The organism is Phytopseudomonas daroniae (assembly GCF_004327285.1).
Classification (GTDB): Bacteria; Pseudomonadota; Gammaproteobacteria; order Pseudomonadales; family Pseudomonadaceae; genus Aquipseudomonas; species Aquipseudomonas daroniae.
The window spans coordinates 46305-65198 of record NZ_QJUI01000003.1; the positions used below are offsets into that span (position 1 = coordinate 46305).

Annotated in this window: 20 protein-coding genes; 9 read left to right on the plus strand and 11 right to left on the minus strand. The window is 62.0% G+C overall.

The annotated features are described in order from the left end of the window. Positions 1–24: 24 nt before the first annotated feature. Genes DNK06_RS03730 through tldD form a run of 3 tightly spaced genes read left to right on the plus strand, consistent with a single transcriptional unit; the run spans position 25 to position 6176 of the window. Positions 25–3852 (plus strand): YhdP family protein, encoded by a 3828-nt coding sequence (locus DNK06_RS03730; RefSeq protein ID WP_131178698.1) that lies wholly within the window; start codon positions 25–27, stop codon positions 3850–3852. A 30-nt stretch (positions 3853–3882) separates the two neighbouring features. Continuing rightward, positions 3883–4737: a carbon-nitrogen hydrolase family protein gene (locus DNK06_RS03735; RefSeq protein WP_131178699.1), complete on the plus strand. Its 855-nt coding sequence runs from the start codon at positions 3883–3885 to the stop codon at positions 4735–4737. Continuing rightward, on the plus strand, positions 4734–6176 hold the full coding sequence (gene tldD, locus DNK06_RS03740) for a metalloprotease TldD (RefSeq protein WP_131178700.1): 1443 nt from the start codon (positions 4734–4736) through the stop codon (positions 6174–6176). The genes DNK06_RS03735 and tldD overlap by 4 nt, the downstream gene beginning before the upstream one ends. A 32-nt stretch (positions 6177–6208) precedes the next feature. Here tldD and yjgA read toward each other — a convergent pair whose 3' ends face one another. Then, positions 6209–6727 (minus strand): ribosome biogenesis factor YjgA, encoded by a 519-nt coding sequence (gene yjgA, locus DNK06_RS03745; protein ID WP_131178701.1) that lies wholly within the window; start codon positions 6725–6727, stop codon positions 6209–6211. Positions 6728–6902: 175 nt separating this feature from the next. On the opposite strand from yjgA, the gene pmbA reads away from it, so the two are divergent. The 6 genes from pmbA to DNK06_RS25405 all read left to right on the plus strand — a co-directional run bounded on the left by pmbA (position 6903) and on the right by DNK06_RS25405 (position 11590). After that, a complete protein-coding gene (pmbA, locus tag DNK06_RS03750; protein ID WP_131178702.1) occupies positions 6903–8249 on the plus strand; it encodes a metalloprotease PmbA in 1347 nt (448 codons plus the stop codon). 429 nt (positions 8250–8678) lie between these two features. Further along, on the plus strand, positions 8679–8915 hold the full coding sequence (locus DNK06_RS03755) for a hypothetical protein (RefSeq protein ID WP_131178703.1): 237 nt from the start codon (positions 8679–8681) through the stop codon (positions 8913–8915). Further along, positions 8908–10284 (plus strand): class II fumarate hydratase, encoded by a 1377-nt coding sequence (locus DNK06_RS03760; RefSeq protein WP_131178704.1) that lies wholly within the window; start codon positions 8908–8910, stop codon positions 10282–10284. The genes DNK06_RS03755 and DNK06_RS03760 overlap by 8 nt, the downstream gene beginning before the upstream one ends. A 68-nt stretch (positions 10285–10352) precedes the next feature. After that, positions 10353–10802 (plus strand): hypothetical protein, encoded by a 450-nt coding sequence (locus DNK06_RS03765; RefSeq protein ID WP_131178705.1) that lies wholly within the window; start codon positions 10353–10355, stop codon positions 10800–10802. A 12-nt stretch (positions 10803–10814) separates the two neighbouring features. After that, positions 10815–11426: a superoxide dismutase gene (locus DNK06_RS03770; RefSeq protein WP_131178706.1), complete on the plus strand. Its 612-nt coding sequence runs from the start codon at positions 10815–10817 to the stop codon at positions 11424–11426. A 32-nt stretch (positions 11427–11458) separates the two neighbouring features. Continuing rightward, complete coding sequence (locus DNK06_RS25405; protein ID WP_278248825.1) at positions 11459–11590, plus strand: hypothetical protein; 132 nt, start codon at positions 11459–11461, stop codon at positions 11588–11590. Positions 11591–11685: 95 nt separating this feature from the next. Here the strand turns inward: DNK06_RS25405 and DNK06_RS03775 are convergent, their stop codons facing one another. The 10 genes from DNK06_RS03775 to DNK06_RS03820 all read right to left on the minus strand — a co-directional run bounded on the left by DNK06_RS03775 (position 11686) and on the right by DNK06_RS03820 (position 18799). After that, the gene (locus DNK06_RS03775) at positions 11686–11958 is read right to left on the minus strand and encodes an HPr family phosphocarrier protein (RefSeq protein ID WP_131178707.1); all 273 of its coding nucleotides are present in this window, start codon (positions 11956–11958) and stop codon (positions 11686–11688) included. Positions 11959–11970: 12 nt separating this feature from the next. After that, positions 11971–12828, minus strand: coding sequence for an RNase adapter RapZ (rapZ, locus tag DNK06_RS03780; RefSeq protein ID WP_131178708.1), 858 nt, complete (start codon positions 12826–12828; stop codon positions 11971–11973). A 17-nt stretch (positions 12829–12845) separates the two neighbouring features. Beyond that, positions 12846–13310, minus strand: a complete 465-nt coding sequence (ptsN, locus tag DNK06_RS03785) for a PTS IIA-like nitrogen regulatory protein PtsN (RefSeq protein ID WP_131178709.1) — start codon at positions 13308–13310, stop codon at positions 12846–12848. A gap of 15 nt (positions 13311–13325) precedes the next feature. Further along, positions 13326–13634: a ribosome hibernation-promoting factor, HPF/YfiA family gene (hpf, locus tag DNK06_RS03790; protein ID WP_074881400.1), complete on the minus strand. Its 309-nt coding sequence runs from the start codon at positions 13632–13634 to the stop codon at positions 13326–13328. A gap of 154 nt (positions 13635–13788) precedes the next feature. Beyond that, positions 13789–15294 (minus strand): RNA polymerase factor sigma-54, encoded by a 1506-nt coding sequence (locus DNK06_RS03795; RefSeq protein ID WP_131178710.1) that lies wholly within the window; start codon positions 15292–15294, stop codon positions 13789–13791. Positions 15295–15467: 173 nt separating this feature from the next. Beyond that, positions 15468–16193, minus strand: coding sequence for an LPS export ABC transporter ATP-binding protein (gene lptB, locus DNK06_RS03800; protein WP_131178711.1), 726 nt, complete (start codon positions 16191–16193; stop codon positions 15468–15470). A 2-nt stretch (positions 16194–16195) separates the two neighbouring features. Then, positions 16196–16738: a lipopolysaccharide transport periplasmic protein LptA gene (gene lptA, locus DNK06_RS03805; protein ID WP_131178712.1), complete on the minus strand. Its 543-nt coding sequence runs from the start codon at positions 16736–16738 to the stop codon at positions 16196–16198. Then, positions 16725–17294 (minus strand): LPS export ABC transporter periplasmic protein LptC, encoded by a 570-nt coding sequence (gene lptC, locus DNK06_RS03810; RefSeq protein ID WP_131178713.1) that lies wholly within the window; start codon positions 17292–17294, stop codon positions 16725–16727. Before lptC ends, lptA begins: the two co-directional genes overlap by 14 nt. A gap of 9 nt (positions 17295–17303) precedes the next feature. Further along, positions 17304–17825, minus strand: coding sequence for a KdsC family phosphatase (locus DNK06_RS03815; RefSeq protein WP_131178714.1), 522 nt, complete (start codon positions 17823–17825; stop codon positions 17304–17306). Beyond that, entirely contained in the window at positions 17825–18799 is a 975-nt protein-coding gene (locus DNK06_RS03820; RefSeq protein WP_131178715.1) for a KpsF/GutQ family sugar-phosphate isomerase, read from the minus strand. The genes DNK06_RS03815 and DNK06_RS03820 overlap by 1 nt, the downstream gene beginning before the upstream one ends. Positions 18800–18894: the final 95 nt, after the last annotated feature.

Here is an 18894-nt window from a genome sequence, read left to right on the forward strand (position 1 = left end):
CGGCCGGGCCGGGATGTGAACTGAATGGAGCGACTGGGGCTGGCGTTCGTCGCACTGTTGCGCTGGAGTCTGGGGCTGTGTGCGCTGGGCTTGGTGTTGGCCGCCTTTTACGTGAGCCTTGGCCGTCAGTTGGTGCCTTTGCTCGCCGAGTACCGGGAAGAAGCTGAAGCTCGCGCCACCGAAGCGCTGGGCATGCCGGTCGGCATCGGCGCGCTGGAAGGGCACTGGAGCGGCTTCTCGCCGTTGTTGACGGTGCGCGACCTGCACCTTGGCGAAGGTGAGCAGGGGCTGGTCCTTCAACAGGTGCGTGTGGTTCCCGATCTGCTTGGTAGTCTGATGGCCTGGCAACCCCGCATTGCCGAGTTGCAGCTCGACGGCGTGAGCCTGACGCTGCGTGAGGACGAGCAGGGCGCCTGGAGCGTGGAAGGCCTGCCGCAGCGGCAGGATCAGCCGCCGCTGGATATCGCCAAGGTGCTGCGCCAGTCGCAGATGGTCAGCCGTATCTCGCTGTTCGATAGCCAGATGAGCATTCAGGTGCACGATCGGAAACCGCTTGAGCTCACCGCCATCAACCTGAGCCTGAGCAATGGCAGCACCCGCCAGCGTCTGGATGCCCGCGTGCAGTTGCCGGACGGCAAGCCACTGGCCCTGCAACTGCGTACCCGTATTCAAGCCGAACATTGGCAGGATGCGCGCGCCGAGTTCTATCTCAGCGCACCGCAAAGCGATTGGGCGTCCTGGCTGCCACCGGCGTTGACCCGCGAGTGGCACCTTGAGCACCTGCAGCTGGGTGGTGAGGTGTGGGGGCTCTGGGACAAGCGCAACCTGCAGCGGGCCGTTACCCGTCTGCATGCTCCACAGCTGGCAGGGCGTTATGGCGAACGCGAGGCCGTGGCGCTCGAGGATCTGTCCCTGAATGCCTATTTCGAGCGCAAGGATGACGATTTCGACCTGTTGCTCGATGACTTCGCCTTCAGCCGTGGTGACAACCGTTGGGGCGGAGCGCGTATCGCCCTCGGCCATCAGGCGGCCAGCGGTGACGAGTCCCAGCGCTGGAGCCTGAGCGCCGATCGCCTGGATGTCGCCCCCCTGGTGCCGCTGGTGGAAGGTCTGGCGCCGATGCCGGAAAGTGCCCTGGAATTGCTGCAGACGCTCAAGCCCCATGGCGCCTTGCGCAACCTGAATGTCAGTTTTCGCCCAGAATTCGAAGGGCCGGAGCGCCTGCAGTTCTCGGCGAACCTGGAGCGCGTCGGTTTTTCCGCCTGGCACGCCTCGCCGGCCGTGGAGAACGGCAGCGGCAGCATCACCGGTGATCTCGGCCAGGGCGAGTTGAAGGTCGACAGCGAAGACTTCTCCCTGCACCTCACCACGCTGTTTCCCAAAGCCTGGGAATATCAGCAGGCCAAGGGCCGACTGACCTGGACGCTCAACGATGAAGGCTTCACCCTGCGTGCGCCTTACCTGCAGGTCGTGGGCGAAGAGGGCAAGATCGCCGGCGACTTCCTGATCCGCATGCTCAAGGATCCGGAGCGTGAGGACTATATGGATCTGCGTGTCGGGATGCGTGACGGCGATGCGCGCTTCACCGAGAAATACCTGCCGACACCGGTGCTCAGCCCGGCGCTCGACGAGTGGCTGAAAACCGCGATTCGCGGTGGCAAGGTCGATGAAGGTTATTTCCAGTATCAGGGCTCGATCAATCGCGACCCGGATCCCGCTGTGCGCAGTATCAGCCTGTTCTTCGCCGTGCAGGATGCCGAGCTGGCCTTCCAGCCCGGCTGGCCAGCGTTGCACGATGCCCGTGGCCAGGTGCTGATCGAGGACAGCGGGGTTCGTGTGCGCGTTTCGGAAGGACGCATTCTCGACAGCCAGGTGCGTGAGGCCTATGCCGATATCGCCCATGTCGATACCGGTGAAACGCCGCACCTCAAGCTCAAGGGCAAGCTGCAGAGCAGTGTCGGCGACGGTTTGAAGATCCTTCAGGAAACGCCGCTCGGGGTCGCCGACATCTTCGCCGGCTGGAAGGGCGCGGGGGCACTGAATGGCGCTCTGGATCTGGACATCCCGCTGCACAAGGGCGAGCAGGCGAAGGTGATCGTCGACTTCAGTGCCGACAAGGCCTCGCTGAGCATCCGCGAACCGGCGCTGGAACTGAGTGACGTGACGGGTGATTTTCGCTACGACACCAGCAAGGGCCTTAGCGCGCCGTCGATCACCGCCCGTGCGCTGGGCCATGCGGTACGCGGCAAAGCCGTCGCCGACGGCCGGCCCGGCCAGGCCCGCAGCCGCATCGAGGCCAACGGGATCATTCCCCTGGGCAACCTGACCGGCTGGCTGGGCGTGAAGCAGCCGCTGCCGGCCCAGGGCAGCCTGCCGTATCGCCTGCGTCTGAGTCTCGAGGGTTCGCAGAGCCAGCTACGTGTCGATTCCAACCTCAAGGGCCTGAGCATCGGGCTGCCAGCGCCGTTCGGCAAAACGGCCAGCGAGGAGCGCTACGCCGATTGGCGCATGAGTTTCGGCGGGCGCGAACAGCGTTACTGGCTGGATTACGCCGACGTGGCCAGCTTCACTCTGGCCGCGCCGCCTGGGCAGTTCAATCAGAGCCGTGGTGAGCTGCGTCTGGGCGATGGGCCAGCGATCCTGCCGGCCGCTCGTGGCATACGGATTCGCGGTCGGGTCGCGCAAGTGAATCTGGCGGCCTGGCAGAGCGTTGCCAAGACTTACGAGCAAACGCCTCGTGAAGGTGCCCAACAGCTGTTCACCGATGCCGAGCTGCGTATTGGTCGTTTCGAGGGGCTGGGGCAAACGCTCGAGGATCTCGATGTGGGCTTCCGGCCCATTGACGGCGGCTGGTCGCTGAGCATGGACAGCGCCCTGGCCAAGGGCCGTGTCGATCTGTTCGAAGCGGCTGGTCGACCGATCATCGCCAACCTGGAATATGTGCGCCTGCCGGCGACCAAGCCGAAAACCGAGGATGCGCCGGAGCCTGAGACTCCGGATCCGCTGGCCGATTTCGATCCACGGCAGATTCCGGCGCTTGATCTGCACATCGCCCACGTATTCCAGGGCGACGACGATATGGGGGCCTGGTCGCTCAAGGCGCGGCCGGATGCTCAGGGCGTGCAGTTCAGCGATCTGGATATCAACCTCAAGGGGTTGCATCTCGGCGGCGCCATTGGTTGGCAGGGTGTCCCGGGGCAGACGCGCAGCTGGTACAAGGGCCGTATGCAGGGCGAAAAACTCTCCGAGGTTTTGAAAGCCTGGGGCTACGCGCCGTCGGCTACCAGCGAGAGCTTCCGCCTGGATGCCGATGGGCATTGGCCCGGCTCGCCGGTCTGGTTCAGCCTCAAACGCTACTCGGGCAGCCTGGATGCGTCACTGCGCAAGGGGCAGTTCGTTGAGGTGCAGGGCTCGGCCTCGGCGCTGCGGGTCTTTGGCCTGCTCAACTTCAACTCCATCGGCCGCCGTTTGCGTCTGGACTTCTCCGATCTGCTCGGCAAGGGCCTGAGCTATGACCGTGTGAAAGGCAATCTGAGTGCAACCGATGGCGTGTTCGTGACGAAGGAACCGATCACCATGACCGGTCCGTCGAGCAATCTGGAGTTGAACGGTACCCTGAACATGATCGACCAGGGCATCGATGCCAAGCTGCTGGTGACCCTGCCGGTCACCAACAACCTGCCTCTCGCGGCGTTGATCGTCGGTGCGCCGGCCATTGGCGGTGCGCTGTTCCTCGCCGACAAACTGCTGGGTGACCGTGTGGCGCGCTTCGCCAGCGTGCAATACGACGTGAAGGGCACTTTGCACGACCCGCAACTGACGTTCGACAAACCTTTCGAGAAACCCAACTGACGTGTCGTCATTCCTGACAGAGGAGCCGTGATGTCTTTCGCCGTGATCCAGATGGTCAGCCAGGACGATATCGCCGCCAATCTGCTGCAGGCCCGGCGCTTGCTGGAGCAGGCCGCCGCAGCCGGTGCCCGGCTGGCGGTACTGCCGGAGAACTTTTCTGCACTCGGTCGGCGCGACGCCGCCGACTTGGGGCGCCTGGAAGCCAGTGGCGAGGGCCCGGTGCTGCCCTGGTTGAAACGCACCGCACGTGACCTCAGGTTATGGATAGTGGCCGGTACCTTGCCGCTGCCGCCGGACGACCAACCCCGTGGCAAGCCGAGGGCCTGCTCGCTGCTGATCGACGAACAGGGTGAAACCGTCGCCCGCTACGACAAGCTGCACCTGTTCGATGTGGATGTCAGCGACAGCCGCGGCCGTTATCGCGAGTCGGACGACTACGCCCACGGCGAACAGCTGGTGGTCGCCGATACACCCGTTGGGCGTCTGGGTTTGACCGTATGCTACGACCTGCGCTTTCCTGAGCTCTATGGCGCGTTGCGTGAAGCGGGTGCCGAGCTGATCAGTGCGCCGTCGGCGTTCACCCGGGTCACCGGTGCGGCCCACTGGGACGTGCTGATCCGTGCCCGCGCCATCGAAACCCAGTGTTACCTGTTGGCGGCGGCTCAGGGCGGCGTTCATCCGGGTGGTCGAGAAACCTATGGCCACACGGCCATCATCGATCCCTGGGGGCGTAAGCTGGTAGAACGTGCGGATGGCGAAGCGGCCTTGCTGGCCGAGCGTGATGGCGTCGAGCAAGCCTCGATCCGCGAGCGCATGCCGGTAGTGCGACACAAACGATTTTTCGCTGCGGCCGAACCGCGGCAGCCTGATGTGGAGACGTTATGAGCGACATGTTGTTGACCGTCAGCGAGCAGATGCTGAGCCCCGGCGGTCTGACCCTGGAGCATCTGCCGGGCGTACTCGGCGAATTGGCCGGCCCCGGCATCGATGCCGCCGATCTGTACTTCCAGACCCAGGTGTCCGAAACCTGGGTGCTGGAAGATGGCATCGTCAAGGAAGGCAGTTTCAACCTCGACCAGGGCGTCGGCGTGCGCGCCCAGTCCGGAGAGAAGACCGGCTTCGCCTACAGCAATGCGATTACCCCCGAGGCGCTGAGCCAGGCCGCCCGTGCCGCGCGCTCGATTGCCCGCGCCGGGCAGCAGGGGCGCGTGCAGGCGTTTGCCGCGACCCAGGTGACGCCACTGTATGCGCCGGAGAATCCGCTGGACGTGATTGATCGCGCCCAGAAGGTCGAGCTGCTCAAGCGTGTCGACCAGGCCACCCGTGCTCTGGATTCGCGGATCAAGCAGGTGACGGTGAGTCTCGCCGGTGTCTGGGATCGCATATTGGTCGCCGCCACTGACGGCAGCCTGGGCGCCGATATCCGTCCGCTGGTGCGCTTCAACGTCAGCGTGATCGTCGAGCACAACGGTCGCCGTGAACGCGGGGGCCATGGCGGTGGCGGGCGTACGAATTACAGCTATTTCCTCAATGAGGATCGCGCCATGGGCTATGCCCGTGAAGCCCTGCGTCAGGCTCTGGTCAACCTTGAAGCGATTGCCGCGCCGGCGGGCACCTTGCCGGTGGTCATGGGCGCTGGCTGGTCGGGCGTGCTGCTGCACGAGGCGGTCGGCCATGGCCTGGAAGGCGACTTCAATCGCAAGGGCAGCTCCAACTACAGCGGCAAGATCGGCCAGCAGGTGGCGTCCAAGCTGTGCACCATCGTCGATGACGGTACCCTGGCGGAGCGCCGCGGCTCACTGAGCATGGACGACGAAGGCACACCTACCCAGTGCACCACGCTGATCGAGAATGGCGTGCTCAAGGGGTACATGCAGGACAAACTCAACGCCCGTCTGATGGGCGTGGCACGTACCGGCAATGGTCGCCGCGAGTCTTACGCGCACCTGCCGATGCCACGCATGACCAACACCTACATGCTGGCCGGGGAGAGCGACCCCGAGGAAATCATCCGTTCGGTGAAGAAGGGCATCTACTGCGCCAATCTGGGCGGTGGTCAGGTCGACATCACCAGCGGCAAGTTCGTGTTCTCCACCAGCGAGGCGTACCTGATCGAGGATGGCAAGATCACCGCGCCGGTCAAGGGCGCGACGCTGATCGGCAATGGCCCCGAGGCCATGAGCAAGGTGTCGATGGTCGGTAACGACCTGGCGCTGGACAGCGGCGTCGGCACCTGTGGCAAGGATGGTCAGTCGGTGCCGGTCGGCGTTGGCCAGCCGACCCTGAAGATCGATGCGATCACGGTCGGCGGTACCGGAGCCTGAGGATTTGGGCCGGGAGTGCCTCGGCCCAAAGCCTAGCGCAGGCCGCGCTGGGTTTCGTCGAGATCGCGGATGTACTTGAAGATTTTGCGTGACGAGGCCGGAGCTTTTTCCTGTGCCGCTTCATGCTGGGCATGGCGGATCAGCCCGCGCAGGTGCTGACGGTCGGCGTCGGGGTACTCGGCGACGAACTTCTCCAGCACTTCGTCGTTACCGGTGATCAGGCGATCGCGCCAGCGTTCGAGGTTGTGGAAGCGTTCATTGTACTGGCGCGTGGAGGCGTCGAGCTGGTCGAGCAGCGTCAGGATCGCTTCGATGTCCTGATCGCGCATCAGCTTGCCGATGAACTGCATATGGCGCTTTTTCGCCGAATTGGCGGTGTGCTTCGGGGATTCTTCCAGAGCACGGCGCAGACCATCGGTCAGCGGTAGCTTGTTCTGCAGCTCGGGCTTGAGGCCGGCCAGACGCTGGCCTAGCTCCTGCAGGGCGTGGAACTCACGCTTGACCTGGGTTTTGCTCTTCTCGCCGGAGAAGTCGTCGAGGTAATCAGACATTTGCGGTGATCCAATGGGAAACGCCACCATGATAACAGCAGCTTCAAGCTTCAAGCTTCAAGCTTCAAGCGAAGAGCGAAGAGCGAAGAGCGAATGGCGAAGAGCGAATGGCAAAAGATTTACTCGCGGCTGGTAGCTGGCCGCTTGCAGCTGCTTTCAAAAATGTGGAGTCGTTATGAGTGAAGTGGAAGTAGTCGGGCCAGGTGCGCTACCGGGTCTGCAGGCGCAGGTCGAACAGATCCTCGCCGAGGCGAAGAAGCAGGGCGCGAGCGCCTGTGAAGTGGCGGTTTCGGTGGAGCAGGGGCTGTCCACCACAGTGCGTCAGCGTGAGGTGGAAACCGTCGAGTTCAACCGCGACCAGGGCTTCGGCATCACCCTTTACGTTGGCCAGCGCAAGGGCTCGGCCAGCACCTCGGCAACCGGCGAGGCGGCGATCCGCGAAACCGTGGCAGCCGCCCTGGCCATCGCCAAGCATGCTTCCGAGGATGAAAGCGCCGGCCTCGCCGACGCTGCGTTGATGGCTCGTGATCTGCCGCAGCTGGATCTCTACCACGCCTGGGACATCACCCCGGAACAGGCGATCGAGCGCGCGCTGGTCTGCGAAGCAGCGGCGTTCGATGCCGATTCGCGCATTCGCAACGCCGATGGCACCAGCCTGGGTACCCATCAGGGCTGCCGTGTCTATGGCAACAGCCATGGCTTCATCGGCGGCTACGCCAGCACCCGGCACAGCCTCAGCTGCGTGATGATCGCCGAAAGCGACGGGCAGATGCAGCGCGATTACTGGTACGACGTGAACCGGCAGGGCGAGTTGCTCGCCGATGCCGCGAGCATCGGGCGTCGCGCCGCGCAACGTGCAGTCAGCCGCCTCGGCGCTCGTCCGGTGCCGACCTGCGAGGTTCCGGTACTGTTCTCCGCAGAGCTGGCCACCGGGTTGTTCGGCAGCTTCCTCGGCGCCATTTCCGGTGGCGCGCTGTACCGCAAGTCGTCGTTCCTCGAAGGTTCTCTGGGCGAGCAACTGTTTCCCTCCTGGCTGAACCTCGATGAGCGTCCGCACATTCCTCGTGCCATGGGCAGCGCCGCGTTCGATGGTGATGGTCTGGCTACCTACGCGAAACCCTTCGTGGAGGGCGGCAGGCTGGTCTCCTACATTCTGGGCACCTACGCCGGGCGCAAGCTGGGTATGCCCAGCACGGCCAATGCCGGGGGCGTACACAACCTGTTCGTCAGCCATGGCGATGAAGATCAGCAAGCGTTGATCAAGCGTATGGGCCGCGGCCTGCTGGTCACCGAGTTGATGGGCCAAGGCCTGAACATGGTCACCGGCGATTACTCCCGCGGCGCGGGTGGCTACTGGGTGGAGAATGGCGAGATTCAGTTCGCCGTGCAGGAGGTCACCATCGCCGGAAACCTGCGCGACATGCTCAAGCAGATCGTCGCCGTCGGCAGCGACCTGGAGCTGCGCAGCAATATCCGCACGGGCTCGGTGCTGATCGAGAAAATGACCGTCGCTGGCAGTTGATTCACTCGGGCGCCAATCGGCGCCCGGTTCTTTTCGGGCATGCCACGCAATGTGGCGATCTCACGCCTGCTTTCCTTCGCCGGTTCGAAACCGCTAGCGGTCGATGGCGGCGTATTAGCAGCCGTTCGGTAGCTTTCGCCCACTTCAAGCCTTTCTTCCCAGGTGCTGGTTGTGAACCTGCCCAAACAGGCCAATAGCGCTTCGGTCTAATTCGGTATTGATTATTCTTTCTATATAGGAATTAATATTATTATCTTTTGAGGGTGCGCCATGAGATTTCGCTCAAGCAATACGCCATGTCTGGATTGTTGGTATTGGCAAGGGTTCAGGATCCGCTGTGCCCTGCTTCCAGATGAACCACGGCTGCTTGAACTGCACTGGGCGCAGGGTCGGCAACTGGTCGAGCATGGCCGCCTGTGCCCCTGGCGGATGTCGCTGACCACCCTGAACCTGCTCATGGATACCGCCTGCGATACGGCGCTGCCCTGGCACTGGCGCAGTGTCTGTCTGGATCACGCCTATCGCTCCCTCTACGCGCTGCAGCATCTGGCGGCCAACCGCGATCAGCAACACAGCCTGAATCGCGTCCGCAATCGGCTGGCCACCTTGCGTATGCAGCCCTCTCTTTCGATGTCCGAATTGGCAGAAGGAAATCCCTATGAGTAACACCCGGATAGAACGCGACAGCATGGGCGAACTGGCAGTCCCTGCCGAAGCCCTTTACGGTGCCCAGACCCAACGCGCGGTCAACAACTTCCCGGTATCGGGTCTGGCCATGCCCAAGGCATTCATTCGTGCGCTGGTACTGGCCAAGGCGGCAGCCGCCCGTGCCAACGTCGATCTGGAGCAGATCCTGCCGGCCCAGGGCGATGCCATCGTCTCGGCGTGCCAGCAGCTGCTGGCTGAAGATTTCATGCGGCACTTCCCGGTGGATGTGTTCCAGACCGGTTCCGGCACCAGCTCCAACATGAACGCCAACGAAGTGATCGCCACCCTGGCCACGGGCATTCTTGGCGAACCGGTCAATCCCAATGATCACGTCAACTGCGGCCAGAGCAGCAACGACATCATTCCCACCACCATCCACGTCAGTGCCGCCATCGAGGTCAGTGAACATCTGCTGCCTGCGCTTGGCCACCTGCTCAAGGTGCTCTGCGAGAAGTCCCTCGAAGTACAGCCCTTCGTGAAGACCGGCCGCACGCACCTGATGGATGCCATGCCCGTGCGTATGAGCCAGGTGCTCGATGGCTGGGCTCAGCAGATCCAGGGCAACATCCAGTTGCTTACCAGCCTGCTGCCGGCTCTGCAGGCCCTGGCCCAGGGGGGGACTGCAGTCGGCACCGGTATCAACGCGCATCCGCGATTTGCCGAGCTATTCTGTCAGGAGCTGAATGCCCTGACTGGCCGACAGTTCACCCCAGGTGCCAATTTCTTCGCCCTGATCGGCTCCCAGGACACCGCGGTGGCGCTGTCCGGGCAACTGAAAACCACGGCAGTGTCGCTGATGAAGATCGCCAACGACCTGCGCTGGATGAACTCGGGCCCCTTGGCCGGCCTTAGCGAAATCGAACTCGAGGCGCTGCAGCCCGGCTCCTCGATCATGCCTGGCAAGGTCAACCCGGTGATTCCGGAAGCGACGGCCATGGTCGCCGCCCAGGTCATCGGCAACGACGCCACCATTGCGGTGGCGGGGCAGTCCGGCAACTTCGAGCTGAACGTGATGCTGCCAGTGATCGCCCATAACCTGCTCGGCAGCATCGAACTGCTGGCCAACGTCAGCCACCTGCTGGCGGATCGCGCCATCGCCAGCTTCAAGGTCAACGAACCCAAGCTCAAGGAAGCGCTGGGCCGCAATCCGATATTGGTGACCGCGCTGAACCCGCTGATCGGCTACCAGAAGGCCGCGGAAATCGCCAAGAAGGCGTACCGGGAAGGTCGGCCGATCATCGACGTGGCTGAGGAAATGACCGACCTGGGACGTGCCGAGCTGGAGCAGTTGCTCAACCCGGAGCGCCTTACCGAAGGTGGTCTGTAACAGCAGAAACGGTCGTGCGCAGGTCTTGTGTTCTGCGCGTTTTCGCCCTGGGGCGAGGAGGCAATCCCATGGAGCAGTGGAAGCGACTCATCGAAGCCGGTAACCGCTACTTCGCCGACGGTTCCTGGGTCGAGGCCCGTGAACAGTATCTGCAGGCGCTGGCTCTGGCTCAGGTGCTCTTCGAGCGCTGGCGTGACGCCGACGCCGCAGTGGCGGCTTTCGTCGTCTCCCAGCACAACCTGGCCGATCTACAATTGATGATCGGCCATCCGGAGGAGTCCGCAGAGCACCTGTGCGCCTGCCACGAGCACCTGTTGCGCTGCATGGGCAGCGAGCACCTGGCGCCGTCCCTGCGCCAGGCTGCGCTGAATCACAGCAGTCGCACCTATACCAGTCTGTTGAACTTTGTCGCCGAGCACGGGGCCTACCCCCGTACAGATCGATTGCTGGGCGCTAACACGCCTGGCGATGCGTCACCGGCAGAACGCTCAGCGTCTGTCGTCCGTCAGTACCATTAGAGGAGTGAAACCATGCCGTATAGCCTGCCTGCTCTGCCTTACGCCTACGATGCCCTGGAACCGCATATCGATGCGCAAACCATGGAAATCCACCATAGCAAGCACCACCAGACCTACGTCAACAACCTCAACGCTGCCCTGGAAGGCAATCCGCTGGCCGAGTTGCCGGTCGAAGAACTGCTCACTCGCCTCAAGGAGGTGCCGGAAGACAAACGCGGCGCGGTGATCAACAACGGTGGCGGGCACGCCAACCACTCGCTGTTCTGGACGGTGATGAGCACCGGCGGCGGTGGTGAACCGCAAGGCGAACTGAAAGCCGCTATCGACAGCCAACTGGGTGGTTTGGAAGCCTTCAAGGAAGCCTTCACAAAAGCTGCACTGACCCGTTTCGGCAGCGGCTGGGCCTGGCTCAGCGTGACGCCGCAGAAGCAACTGGTGGTAGAAAGCACCGGTAACCAGGATAGCCCGCTGATGAATGGCAATACGCCGATCCTCGGCCTGGACGTGTGGGAGCATGCCTACTATCTGCGCTACCAGAACCGTCGTCCCGAATACATCGGTGCCTTCTACAATGTCATCGATTGGGCCGAAGTCGCTCGCCGCTATCAGGCTGCTCTGGCTTGATGGTTTGTCTTTGAGGCGACATCGAGATGCGCATGAGCCCATTGCATGAGCTGATCGTGGCCAACCGCCGCTCGTTGCGTTATGCATTGGGCTTGATGCTGCTTTTTGGGGGCGGGTTAATCCTCGCCCTCAAAGTTTGCGAAGGTATGCAAAACTGGTTTTAAGCGCTTTTCCAGGCTGGGTGCCATCGAGGCGTCTAGGTGTCTTCGTGTATCCGCAGCACCCGCCAGGCACGCTTGGGCAACAGTGATCGACCCTGTTACTCGCCTTCGTCGAAGTAATCGTTGATCAGGTCGATCAGCGCCTGCAGCGCCTCTTCATCCCGTTCGCCTTCGGTAGACAGATGCACCGTGGTGCCTTTACCGGCAGCGAGCATCATCACCGCCATGATGCTTTTGCCATCGACAAGGCTTTCAGTACTGCGCCCGATCTTCACCTGGCAGGGAAAACGCCCTGCAACCCCGACGAACTTGGCGGCCGCGCGCGCGTGCAGGCCGAGCTTGTTGATGATGGTGATTTCGCAGGCGGGCATCGCGGCAATTCCTTAACTGAGGTCGCGGTGGCGGATCTGAACGTTCTTCAGCAGCGGCTTGAGGGCGTGCCCCAGGCGATTGGCGAGGTACACCGAGCGATGATGGCCGCCCGTGCAGCCGATCGCAACGGTGACATAGGAGCGGTTGCTGGCAGCGAAGCGCGGCAGCCATTTGTGCAGGTAGGCGAAGATGTCCTGGTACATGTCCTGAACATCCTCCTGGGCTGCCAGGTACTCCTCTACCGGTTGTTCGAGGCCGGTGAAGTCGCGCAGCTCAGGCTTCCAGTAGGGGTTTGGCAGGCAGCGCACATCGAACACCAGGTCGGCATCCACCGGCATCCCACGCTTGAAACCGAAGGATTCGATCAGGTAGGCGGTGCCCGGCTCCGGCTGGTTGAGCAGACGCAGCTTGAGCGTGTCGCGCAGTTGATAGAGGTTCAGGTGGGTGGTGTCGATCTTCAGATCGGCACGGTCGATGATCGGGCTCAGCAGCTTGGTTTCGTCGGCCATGGCTTCGGCCAGCGAACGCTGGTCGTTGGTCAGCGGGTGACGTCGACGGGTTTCCGAAAAGCGCTTGAGCAGCGTTTCTTCGCTGGCATCCAGGTACAGGACATCGCAACGGATGTTGCGGCCGCGCACCTCATCGAGCAGTTCGGAAAAACGCTTGAGCTGGCTAGGCAGGTTGCGTGCGTCTATCGACACCGCCACTTGCGGGTGCAACAGCTCGGTGTGCAGCAACGCCCGTTCGGCCAGCTCGGGAAGCAGGCCGGCAGGCAGGTTGTCGATGCAATAGAAACCGTTGTCCTCGAGCACGTCGAGAGCGGTGCTCTTGCCCGAGCCGGAACGGCCGCTGACGATGATCAGGCGCATGGGCTCATCCTGTAGGGCTATTGACCGTTCTGCACGTTCACTACGGTCTGGTACAAAGATTCGCTGTCTTGAGCCTGGCGAAGCCGCTCGCGGACATCCTCTCGGTCGAACATGCTGGCGATCTGACGCAGCAGTTCCAGGTGCTCATCGGTCGCCGCTTCGGGAACCAGCAGCACGAACAGCAAGTCGACAGGCGCACCATCGATTGCATCGAAATCGACCGCGATATTCAGCTTCAGCAGGGCACTGATCGGCGTGCTGCAGCCAGGCAGGCGGCAGTGGGGAATGGCGATGCCATTGCCGAAGCCGGTCGAGCCGAGCTTTTCCCGGGCGATCAGGCTTTCATAGATGGTCTGGCCATCGAGATCGGGCAGGTCGCGCGCGATCACGGCGGCTATCTGTTCGAGTACGCGTTTTTTACTGCCGCCCGGCACGTTCACGAGGGAACGGCCGGGGGTCAGGATATTTTCAAGTCGGATCATAGGAGAAGGACGAGGTCAGCGGGCCATTGCGCCCTGCTGGCGGTCGAGCTGTTTTTCCTTGTGCTTGATGAGTTGGCGGTCGAGTTTGTCGGTCAGTAGATCGATGGCTGCGTACATGTCGTCATGTTCGGCATTGGCCACCACTTCGCCTCCGGCGATATGCAAGGTAGCTTCGACTTTCTGCTTGAGCTTTTCGACCTCCAGGATGACCTGCACATTGGTGATCTTGTCGAAGTGTCGCTCGAGACGCCCGAGCTTTTCTTCGATGTAGCTGCGTAGTGCGTCTGTCACATCCAGCTGGTGTCCACTGATGTTGACTTGCATACCGCTTCTCCTTGTTGCCGTGTGTGAGTGGCAGGTTATAAACCTGCCGCAGGAACACTGGGGCTTGCTACGGGGCAACTCTAAAAACTGCCTACGTTGTTATCGCTGCGTTAACTGCCTCGCCAACGTTTTTAGAGAACCCCTACAAGGGCACTTACATCAGTCGCTTGCGTTCGCTCGAAGGCGCTATACCGAGCGATTCACGGTACTTGGCGACTGTGCGGCGCGCCACTTGAATGCCCTGTGCTTCCAGTAGACCAGCGATCTTGCTATCGCTCAATGGCTTTTTCGCATTTTCCGCAGCGACCAGTTTCTTGATGATCGCGCGGATCGCGGTGGACGAACATTCGCCGCCTTCGGAGGTGCTGACGTGGCTGGAGAAGAAGTATTTCAGCTCGTAAATGCCACGCGGCGTGTGCATGTATTTCTGTGTGGTGACGCGTGAAATGGTCGATTCGTGCATGCCTACCGCTTCAGCGATGTCGTGCAGCACCAGCGGCTTCATGGCTTCATCGCCGTAGTCGAGGAAGCCACGCTGATGCTCGACGATCTGCGTCGCAACCTTCATCAGGGTCTCGTTGCGGCTCTGCAGGCTCTTGATGAACCAGCGCGCTTCCTGCAGCTGGTTACGCATGAAGGTGTTGTCGGCGCTGGAATCGGCACGTTTGACGAAACCTGCATACTGCGCATTGACGCGCAGGCGCGGCATGGCTTCCTGATTGAGCTCCACCAGCCAGCGGTCGTTGTGCTTGCGCACGATCACGTCAGGTACCACGTACTCGGGCTCGCTGGATTCGATCTGCGAACCGGGGCGTGGGTTGAGGCTCTGGATCAGTTCGATGATCGGACGCAGCTCATCTTCCTTGAGCTTCATGCGGCGCATCAGTTGGCTGTAGTCGCGGCTGCCGAGCAGATCGAGATAATCGCTCGTCAGGCGTTGGGCTTCGCTCAGCCAGGGCGTGTTGCTCGGCAGTTGGCGCAGTTGCAGAAGCAGGCATTCGCGCAGGTCGCGGGCCGCGATGCCGGACGGCTCGAATTGCTGGATGCGATGCAGCACGGCTTCGACTTCGTCGAGCTCGACATCGAGTTCGGGGTCGAAGGCGTCGGTGATTTCCTCGAGGGTTTCTTCGAGGTAGCCCTGGCCGTTGATGCAGTCGATCAGCGTGACGGCGATCAGGCGATCCTTGTCGGACATCGGTGCCAGGTTGAGTTGCCAGAGCATGTGGCTCTGCAGGCTTTCCCCGGCAGAGGTGCGAGTGGTGAAGTCCCACTCGTCATCATCATTGCTCGGCAGGCTGCTGGCGCTGGTCTGGTAGACATCTTCCCAGGCGGTATCGACAGGTAGTTCGTTGGGAATGCGCTCGCCCCATTCGCCTTCTTCCAGGTTGTCGACGGTCTGTGTGTTTTCCTGGAAGGTCGGTTCCTGAAATTTTTCTTCCTGGGTGGCGCTCGCAGTGGCACTTTCCGCGCCGTCGGCCATGGGATCCGAGTCGAAGTCGTCGCCTTCTTCCTGACGCTCGAGCATCGGGTTGGACTCCAGCGCCTCCTGGATCTCCTGTTGCAGATCCAGGGTCGACAGTTGGAGCAGGCGAATGGCTTGTTGCAGCTGCGGTGTCATCGTCAGCTGCTGGCCCATTTTCAGGACTAGCGATGGTTTCATTGCAGACCTTATCCGGCGTCTGTGCGCGATCCACGACAGGGCGCCAAAGCGCCACTAGGAAGCAAATTATATGCCTGAATCAGAGTGCTTTGCCTAGGGTCTGTTACCATTTCATTGCAGCAATGCCGTGAGGGTAACAGGCTCATGGGTGCGCTCATCGATGGGGGAATCCATCACAGGCGGAATTCGTGGCCCAGATAGACTTCCTTGACCACCTGGTTGGCCAGAATGGCAGCGGAGTCACCTTCGGCGATCAGTTGACCGTCGCTGACGATATAGGCGGTTTCGCAGATATCCAGGGTTTCGCGTACGTTGTGGTCGGTGATCAGCACGCCAATGCCTTTGGCCTTGAGGTGATGAATGATCTGTTTGATGTCGCCGACCGAGATCGGGTCGACACCGGCGAAAGGCTCGTCGAGAAGGATGAATTTCGGCGAGGTGGCCAGGGCGCGGGCGATTTCCACGCGGCGGCGCTCACCGCCCGACAGGCTCATGCCCAGGTTGTCGCGGATATGGGTGATGTGGAATTCCTGCAGCAGGCTGTCCAGCTCCTGCAGGCGCTGCGCGCGGTTCAGATCCTTGCGCGTTTCCAGGATCGCCATGATGTTGTCGGACACGCTGAGCTTGCGGAAGATCGACGCTTCCTGGGGCAGGTAGCCGATACCGGCGCGAGCGCGGCCATGCATGGGCTGGTGGCTGACGTCGAGGTCGTCGATCAGCACGCGCCCCTGGTCGGCCCGAACGAGGCCGACGATCATGTAGAAGCAGGTGGTCTTGCCGGCGCCGTTAGGGCCGAGCAGGCCGACGATCTGCCCGCTTTCGATACTCAGGCTGACGTCGCGAACGACCTGACGATCTTTATAGCTTTTGGCCAGGTGCTGGGCTTTCAGGGTGGCCATCGTTATTGGCCCTGCCCATCGGCGGGTTTGTTCTTCGGCTGGATCACCATGTCGATGCGCGGACGCGGGGTCGACACATTGGTGCCCGTGGCACGGCCCGCGTTGACGATCTGGCGCTGGGTGTCATAGACGATCTTCTCGCCTTCGAAGGTGTTGCCTTCCTGAACGACCTTGGCCTGATCGATCAGTATGATGCGCTCATTGGCCGCAAAGTACTGGATGGTCAGCCCATAAGCCTTGACGATCTGCTTGTCGACCGAGGGTTTCTGTTCGTAGTAGGCGGGCTTGCCCACCGACGTGAACACGTCGACATCACCCTGCGCGTTCTGGGTGATGGTGACGGTATCGCCAGTGATTTTCATGGTGCCCTGAGTGATGACGACGTCGCCGCGGTACACCGCTACGCCTTGTCTGTCGTCCAGCTCAGCACTGTCGGCCTGCACGCGGATCGGTTGATCGCGGTCGCTCGGCAGAGCCCAGGCGCTTGCGCTTCCTAGCGTTGCGCCGAGGCTGAGAAGTAGGGGGAGGGTTTTAACGAACCTCATGCTGGCCTCTTACGTTGGACTGCAGGAGCATCCTGCCGTCATTCAAGTACGCTTTCATTCCTTGTGCCGTGGTCACCCCGTTGGCCGCGTCGATTCTAACGGCTTGCTGGGTCTGCGCATATTCCTTCTGTGGGAATACGGTCAGGCGGCTGGTGGTGAGTATAGTGGTGCGACCTTTGTCATCCGTGCGTTCCACACGCACCTGGTCGATCAGTTCGACCTCGTCACCATCGGGGCCGACTTCACCACGAGCGCTACGTACATTCCAGGGAAAGTCGGTGCCGCGGAACAGGCTCATGCGGGGCTCGGTCAGCAGGGTGACGTCAGTACTCTGCACGTGTTCGAGCAGGTCGCTGGTCATGTCGCTCTGCACTTTGCCATCGGGCAGGTACTGTACGCTGTGGGCGTTGATCGCGTAGAAGTCGATGGGGTTGTCCGGGCCGCTATGCTGCGGGCTGCTGGAGAAACTGTCCGGGTTGATGTTCCAGTAGCCGGCGGCGGCCAGCAGCAGGGCACCAAGGGTCAGCAGGGCGGGTGTGATGAATTTGCGCAGCATCGGCAGGCCCTAGAGGTAGGCGGATTGGGCGGCTTCGAGAGTGCCCTGGCCGCGCATGATCAGTTCGCAGAATTCGCGGGCCGCACCTTCACCGCCGCGCGCCTGAGTGACGCCATGGGCATGCTCGCGTACGAAACCGTTGCCACTGGCTACCGCCATGCCCAGGCCGACTCGGCGAATCACCGGCAGATCCGGCAGGTCATCGCCCAGGTAAGCCACTTGTTCGTAGCTCAGGCCAAGTTCGGCGAGCAACTCGTCGAGCACGTCGAGTTTGTCTTCGCGGCCCTGGTACAGGTGCTGGATACCCAGGTTCTGTGCACGGCGCTCGACCACGGGCGTCTTGCGGCCGCTGATGATGGCGGTGCGTACTCCCGAGTTGATCAGCATCTTGATGCCCTGACCGTCCAGGGTATTGAAGGTCTTGAACTCGCTGCCGTCGACGAGAAAGTACAGCTTGCCGTCGGTGAGTACGCCGTCGACATCGAAGATGGCCAGTTTGATTGCGCGCGCGCGCTGCAGCAGGTCGCTCATCACATCACCCCCGCGCGCAGCAGGTCGCCAAGGTTGAAGGCACCAACCGGGCGCCCGCTGGTATCCACCACGACCAGTGCACTGATCTTGTTGTCTTCCATTATCTTCAGGGCCTCGGCGGCGAGCATGTCGGCACGGGCGGTTTTGCCGTGCGGGGTCATGACGTCGTCGATGCGTGCATCACGCACGTCGACGCCTTTATCCAGAGCGCGGCGCAGATCGCCGTCGGTGAAGATCCCGGCGAGCCGGCCATCGGCTTCCAGTACGGCGGTCATGCCCAGGCCTTTCTGGGTCATTTCCAGCAGTGCATCGCGCAGGCTGGTGCCGCGCCTGACCTGAGGCAGGCTGTCGCCCGTGTGCATGACATTCTCGACCTTGAGCAGCAGGCGCCGACCCAGAGCGCCACCTGGATGGGAGAAGGCGAAATCTTCGGCGGTGAAGCCACGAGCTTCCAGCAGCGCGATGGCCAGGGCGTCGCCCAGTACCAGTGAAGCGGTAGTGGAGGAGGTCGGCGCCAGATTGAGCGGGCAGGCTTCCTTGGCTACGCGGGTGTCGAGGTTCACTTCGGCAGCCTTGGACAGCGGCGACTCCGGGTTGCCGGTCATGCTGATCAGGGTGATGCCGAGGCGTTTGATCAACGGCAGCAGGGTAACGATCTCTGCCGTGGAACCCGAGTTGGACAGGGCGAGTACCACGTCGTCACGGGTGATCATGCCCATGTCGCCGTGGCTGGCTTCTGCAGGGTGCACGAAAAAAGCAGTGGTGCCGGTGCTGGCCAGGGTGGCGGCGATCTTGTTGCCGATATGCCCGGATTTGCCCATGCCGACCACGACCACGCGGCCCTTGCTGGCCAGGATCAACTCGCAAGCCTTGACGAAATTGGCGTCGATACGGGGCAACAGCTCTTGTACCGCCTCGATTTCGAGGCGGATGGTGCGTTGGGCGGAATCAATCAGGTCGCGGGTCTGGTTCATGCTTGGCTTGGGCTGCTGGACAAAAAAGACGGGGATTATAACGGGAAAGACTACAGGACTCATCATCCATGGCGCCGAGGTGAAACGGCAAAGCT